Origin of the sequence: Streptomyces herbicida (assembly GCF_032656585.1) — a bacterium.
In the GTDB taxonomy this organism is placed as follows: domain Bacteria; phylum Actinomycetota; class Actinomycetes; order Streptomycetales; family Streptomycetaceae; genus Streptomyces; species Streptomyces herbicida.
The window spans coordinates 1-4,643 of record NZ_JAUYWJ010000065.1; the positions used below are offsets into that span (position 1 = coordinate 1).

Consider the following 4,643-nt stretch of genomic DNA (forward strand, 5'->3'; position numbering starts at 1 on the left):
CGTCGAGGTGGGCCTGCAGCTGAGGGAGCAGCTCGGCGGCCGTGGCGGCGCGGAGCACTGTGTAGGCGGCGGTGGGCTCGGCCGCCTCGGCGGTCACCGGGACCCAGTCCACCCGGTACAGATCACGGACAGTGGCTTTCTCCACCGCCAACGGACGCAGAGCCAGTGCGCCGACCGTGGCCACCGGAGCACCGCTCGGATCGGCGGCGTCGATTCGGAAGCCCGAACCGGTGCGCTCGATACGGATCCGCAGTGCCGAGGCTCCGGTGGCGTGCAGGGCGAGGTCGGTCCAGGAGAAGGGCAACTGGGCGGTGTCGTCGTCGCTGTCCAGCAGGCTGATGGAGTGCAGGGATGCGTCCAGGAGGGCCGGGTGGATGCCGTAGCTCTGGGTGTCGGTGCCCTCGGGCAGCGCGACCTCGGCGCAGACGGTGTCGTCGGCGACGCGCCAAGCGGCCGAGACCCCCTGGAAGAGCGGGCCGTACTGCAAGCCCATGGCGGCCAGGTCGTCGTACAGGGTGGTGGTGTCGATCGGTTCGGCGCCGGCCGGGGGCCAGGCGGTGAGGTCGGTGGCCGGTTCCACGCTGTCGGCGGAGAGGGCACCCTCGGCGTGCAGGGTCCAGGTCTCCTCGCCTTCGGGGCGGGAGTGGACGGTCACGGTGGGCTCGTCACCCTCGCCCACACGGACGCGGAGAGCGACCGCGCGGTCGGCCGGCAGGACGAGCGGGGCGTGCAGGGTCAGGTCACGGACCGTGCCGCGTCCGACCTGGTCTCCGGCGCGTACGGCGATCTCGACCAGGGCCGCTCCGGGCACGATCACCGTGCCGTTCACGGCGTGCTCGGCCAGCCACGGATGCGTGGCCTGGGACAGCCGACCGGTGAACAACACGCCGTCTCCGTCGGGCAGTTCCACCGCTGCGCTCAGCAGCGGGTGCTCGGCGTCCGACTGCCCGAAGCCAGTCGCCGTTCCGGCGCCCGTGTCCGCGAGCCAGTACGTGCCGTGCTGGAAGGCGTAGGTGGGCAGATCGACGGGCAGGGCGCCGGTTCCCGCGAAGAAGGCGGTCCAGTCGACTGCGGGCAGTCGGGTGAGGGCTTCTACCAGGGCCTGGGGCTCGGTGCGGTCGCGGCGCAGGGTGGGCAGAGCGCGCGGGTCGGCGACCATCGCGGTCAGCACGGCGTCCGGGCCGAGCTCCAGGAACGTACCGATGCCCTGCCCGTCCAGCGTCGCCACGGCGTCGGCGAAACGGACGGCTTCGCGGACGTGGCGGACCCAGTACGACGGCTGGGACAGCTCCTCGTACGACACCTGCGCGCCCGTCAGGGTCGACACGATCGGGAACTTGGTCTTGCTGTAGGTGAGCTGGGCGGCGACCTGCTCGAACTCGGCGAGCATCGGCTCCATCAGCGGTGAGTGGAAGGCGTGGCTGACGGTCAGCTTCTTCGTCTTGCGTCCTGCCGCGGAGAAGTGCCGTACGACCTCGTCCACGCCCGCCTCCGGGCCGGAGACGACCACGGCGGACGGTCCGTTGACCGCGGCGATACCGGTGCCCTCGGGCAGGGCGGCCCGTACCTCGTCCTCGGTGGCCTGAACGGCGGCCATCGCACCCCCGGCCCGCAACTGCTGCATCAGACGGCCACGAGCAGCCACCAGCCTCGCCGCGTCCTCCAGCGACCACAGCCCGGCCACATGCACCGCCGCCAGCTCACCGATCGAGTGCCCGGCCAGCGCGTCAGGGCGTACACCCCACGCCTCCAGCAGCCGGAACAGCGCAACCTCCAGAGCGAACAGAGCAGGCTGGGTGTATCCCGTCTCGTCGAGGCCCTCACCACCGAACATGACCTCCTTCAGCGGCCGTTCAAGATGCGCGTCGAATGCTGCGCACACCTCGTCCAGCACGCCCGCGAACACCGGGAACGCCTCATACAGCTCACGCCCCATCCCAGCCCGCTGACTCCCCTGCCCCGTGAACAGGAACGCCACCGAACCCCCGACCGCCGACGGCGTCACGACCCCACCGGCGATGGCCTCCAGCCCGGCCAGCAACCCCTCCCGGTCCCGCGCCACGGCACCCGCGCGGTAGGAGAAGGAGGCGCGTCGGGCCGTCAGTGAATGGGCGATGTTCGTGGAGTCCAACTCCGGGTGTGCGGTGGCGAAGTTCAGGAGCCGGGCCGCCTGGGCGCGCACGGCTTGGGCGGTCCTGCCCGAGACGATCCAGGGCACGACCGGCAACCTGCGGGCCGAGGAGTCCGGTTCGGCGGAGGTCTCGGCCGGCGCCTCTTCGATGATCACGTGGGCGTTGGTGCCGCTGATGCCGAAGGAGGAGACACCGGCGCGCCGGGTCCGCCCCCCCGCCTTCCAGGGCCTGGCCTCGGTCAGCAGCTCGACCGCACCGGCCGACCAGTCGACGTGCGACGACGGTTCATCCACATGGAGCGTCCGCGGCAGCTGCTCATTGCGCATCGCCAGGACCATCTTGATGATCCCGGCCACGCCGGCGGCGGCCTGGGTATGGCCCAGGTTGGACTTGATGGACCCCAGCCACAGCGGTTCCTCGGGGCGGTCCTGACCGTAGGTGGCCAGCAGCGCCTGCGCCTCGATCGGGTCGCCGAGCCGGGTGCCCGTGCCGTGCGCCTCCACCGCGTCGATCTGCTGCGGGGTCAGCCGCGCCGAGGCGAGGGCCTGCTTGATGACTCGTTGCTGGGAGGGGCCGTTGGGGGCGGTGAGGCCGTTGCTCGCGCCGTCCTGGTTGATCGCCGAGCCGCGCACCACCGCGAGCACCCGGTGGCCGTTGCGGCGGGCGTCGGAGAGCTTTTCGAGGACGAGCATGCCCACGCCCTCGCCCCAGCCGGTGCCGTCGGCGGCCTCGGCGAACGGCTTGCACCGGCCGTCGGGCGCGAGCCCCCGCTGCCGACTGAAGCCGACGAACGTCTCGGGCGTCGCCATCACGGTGACACCACCGGCCAGGGCCAGCGTGCACTCACCGCCGCGCAGCGCCTGCGCGGCCATGTGGACGGTGACCAAGGAGGAGGAGCAGGCCGTGTCCACGGTGACGGCGGGGCCCTCGAGTCCGAGGACGTAGGCAACGCGCCCCGAGGCCACGCTGCCGGAGCTGCCGGTGCCGAGGTAGCCCTCCAGGTCGGCCGGATAGCCGTTCAGCCGGATGCCGTAGTCGTTGTACATGACGCCGGCGAAGACACCTGTCGCGCTGCCGCGCACGGTGGCCGGGTCGATGCCGGCCCGCTCGAACGCCTCCCACGACGTCTCCAGCAGCAGCCGGTGCTGCGGGTCCGTCGCCAGCGCCTCACGCGGGCTGATGCCGAAGAAGGCGGGGTCGAACTCGGCCGCCTGGCCCAGGAATCCGCCGTGCCGCGAGTACGTCTTGCCGATGGCCTCGGGGTCGGGGTCGTAGAGACCCGCGACATCCCATCCGCGGTCCGTGGGCAGCGAGGTGATGGCGTCACCACCGGAGACGAGCAGCTGCCACAGCTCCTCCGGCGTATTGACGCCGCCGGGGTATCGGCAGGCCATACCGACGATCGCGATCGGCTCGTCCGCGGCGGCGGCCACGGCGACGGCCGGGCCCTGACCGGCGGCCGAGTCGGACTCGTGACCGACCAGTTCGGTCAGCAGGTGGTCAGCGACCGCCGTGGGGCTCGGGTAGTCGAAGACGAGCGTGGCGGGCAGCCTGAGGCCGGTGTCGGCGCCGAGCGCGTTGCGGAACTCCACTGCGGTGAGCGAGTCGAAGCCCAGCTCCGTGAAGGCCGCGTCGGCGGACACGGCGAGCGCTCCGGCGAAGCCGAGCACGGCCGCCACCCGCTTGCGGGTCAGGTCGAGCAGGAGGTCACGGCGCGCCGCGGTGTCGGGCAGGGCAGCCAGCCGGTCCTGGAGGGAGTTCCCGGCGGGACGGCCTGTGTCCGAGCCGAGCGAGGCCCGTACGGCACGGGGTGCCCGAGGCCTCACGAGGTCACGCAGGAGCGCCGGCGCGTCCATGTCCCATGCGCCGAGGTTGAGCTTGATGGGCACGACGTGTGCACGGCTGTCCGACGCCGCGAGCGCCGCGTCGAAGAGCGCCGTGCCCTCCCCCGCTCCGATCGCCTCGACGCCCGCGCGTGCCATGCGGTCCAGGTCTGTTGTGGTCAGCCCGGCGCCCATGCCGCCGACCTGCGGTGCCCACAGTCCCCAGGCGATCGAGATGCCCGGCTGCCCCTGGGCCTGCCGTTGCGCGGCGAGGGCGTCCAAGTAGGCGTTGGCCGCGGCATAGTTGGCCTGCCCGATGCCGTCGAAGCTCCCTGCCGCCGAGGAGAACAGGACGAACGCCTCGAGGCCGAGATCCGCCGTCAGCTCATGCAGATGACGCGCCGCGTCGGCCTTCGGAGCCCGGACGCGGGCCAAGCGCTCGCCGGTGAGGTGCTCCACCGTCGAGTCGTCGAGCACGCCGGCGGTGTGGACGACGGCGGTGATGTCGGGGTGCGCGGAGAGGAGGTCGGCGAGCGCCGCGCGGTCGGTCACGTCGCAGGCGACGATCTCGACCTGGGCACCCAACTGAGCGAGCTCTGCGGCGAGTTCGGTGGCGCCGGGGGCTCCGGTGCCGCGTCGGCTGGTGAGCAGGATGCTGCGCACGCCGTGGGTGGTGACGAGGTGGCGT

The 4,643-nt window shown here is 72.3% G+C and carries 1 protein-coding gene; it reads right to left on the bottom strand.

What is annotated here, in order from left to right; genetic code table 11:
* Positions 1-4,643, bottom strand: a 4,643-nt coding sequence (locus Q8A52_RS48630) for a type I polyketide synthase (RefSeq protein ID WP_408649395.1), incomplete at both ends; no start/stop codon positions are given.